This window comes from Candidatus Aegiribacteria sp., assembly GCA_021108435.1.
GTDB lineage: Bacteria > Fermentibacterota > Fermentibacteria > Fermentibacterales > JCC-6 > Aegiribacteria.
The window spans coordinates 1-2,280 of record JAIOQY010000107.1 but is presented as its reverse complement, the minus strand read 5'-3'; the positions used below and the strand labels follow the sequence as shown (position 1 = coordinate 2,280).

Below are 2,280 nucleotides of genomic sequence, written 5' to 3'. Positions count from 1 at the left end.
GGGTGTTATCAATTTAAATCGGTATAATTCTGCAGGCACCTCAAGTGGCGTTCGAGCCTGTACAGGCACAGGAATTTCGAAAGGATCAGAAATGAAGCAACTTTCTCTATTTTTTCTGCTTGCGGCGGCGTTTACTGTAACTGCAAATGTAGCAGATATCGGAGTGCGGATTACCGGTGAAGAAGGCTCTCCATGCCTTCCGGATGGATGGGTGATTCCCTCAGAATATATCGTGGAACACACAGATCATCGTGAAAATGGGACTATTCAGCATCTAGGAAGTTGTATGTGGCAGGGAATGAGTGATGTCTTTGTTTGTGGTGACAGCGTCTGGTGTTCATTCCAGGATGGACTGTGGCTTATCGACATATCAGATATTTCAAATCCTGAATTTCTTTCCAGAATTTATACTCCACTATATACTTTAAAACAAGGGCAGATAATGGGTGTGAATGATATTCTGATAGAAGGGGACTATGCATATATAGGCGACCACGAAGGCGTAAGGATAATTGACATAAACAATATGGAACTTGTCTCAACCTACTCTCTGAAAAGGGCACATACTCTGTATCTCAGAGGTACTGATCTTTTTGTGGTTGATGGTATCGGCTTCTGGGTACTGGATGTTCAGAATCCTGCAGAACCGGATTCCATTGGCTTTTATGAGAAATCAGGCGCTGTGGGGCTTGATATATCAGGTAATTATGCTTTTGTTTCGTCAACGGGAGGCGCAGGATTTACTGTCCTTGATATCACAACTCCGGGAAATCCCATTTTTGTTTCGGAGCTTACCGATATCTGTTGTACGAATAAGCTTATTGAAGAAGATGGATATGCTTATCTCGCTTCCGGACCAACTGGATTTAATATAGTAAATGCAATCGATCCTCTAAATCCTTTCCTGCTCTCAAATCTGTATTTTGACGGATCGGTAATGCGCATAGCAAAGATAAATTCCCAGTATGTTGTTGTATCTGTATCATCTCCTGATTTGATCGCTGTAATAGATGTGTCTGATCCTGTTTATCCTTTTATAGCAGTTAGTTATGGAGGAAGCGGAAACCTGTTTGTAGATGAAGACAGACTGTTTGAAGTGAACTCCAATTCTATACAAATACAGGACATACAAGATCCATTGAACTTCGTACTTGAAGGAAGTATCGATGTAGAGGCTTATACTTCGCGGGGAATACAGGTCTCAGGTAATTTTGCTTACATAGTAGATATGGGAGATTGGTTTAACAGCGGACTTAATATCGTTGATATAAGTGATCCTTATAGTCCGTATCCCAGGGGAAATTACCCTATAGGATTTCCCAGTTTCTGCTTCTTACTTACTGTAAAGGATGACTATGCATATATCCCTGATATAATGAACGATCTTCTTGAGATCGTCGATATCAGCAATCCTGATCTACCTGTATATGCCGGAGAATATGCTGCAGCTGTAGAGGATCTATTTGCCGGTGATCCATATACATATCTTGTGGTTGGCAACACATTGCAGATAACGGATCTGCAGGATCCCTCAAATCCTTCTTTATTAAGCACCATAGCGCTCGGTACTGAAGATGGTAATAAGATATATGTAGCTGATGAATACGCCTTTGTTGGAGACTGTACAGGTGAAGTATGGATCGTAGATGTAACTGATAGTTTATTTCCTCAAACGGTTACATCATTTATTACTGCCGGGGAAGTAACAGGTATCATTGCGGTAGAAAATTTACTTTTTATTGTTTCTCAGGAACAGCTTCAAATAGTTGATATCAGCGTTATCAACGCTCCCCAGATTGTCGGATCGTATTCTGATGGTGATCTTTCCAGTTATTCGAATATCCATGTCGATGGAGACTATGCTTATATCGCTAACTTGATAGGCGGTTTCCTTGAAATAGATGTCAGCAATCCCAGTGCTCCTTTTCGTGAGGAATTCTTTCAAACTGCAGGCTGGTGCAGAGGTTTAGATTGTGCAAACGATCATCTTTATGTTTCTACTGATTGCTCTTTTCAAATCCTCAAGAATGAACCTCTTGGGATAAACGATGATGATGATTCTACATGTAATGTAATGGAGTGCAATATTTCAAATTTTCCGACTCCTGCCATGAGCGATGTCACAATACTCTTCAGTCTTGCAGCAGCAGGCGTTACAAGGATAGATGTCTTTGATATAACTGGGCGAATCGTAAATACTCTTGCGGCGGAGGAGATAGCCGCGGGACAGCACAGCCTTGTCTGGAACCTCAGAGACACGAACGGCAGCGTCATTCCTTC

General features: G+C 41.6%; 1 protein-coding gene. It reads left to right on the top strand.

The annotated features are described in order from the left end of the window. Window positions 1–91 precede the first annotated feature (91 nt). Window positions 92–2,280 (top strand): hypothetical protein (locus tag K8R76_06350; GenBank protein ID MCD4847793.1); only part of this gene is annotated, 2,189 nt, incomplete at its 3' end.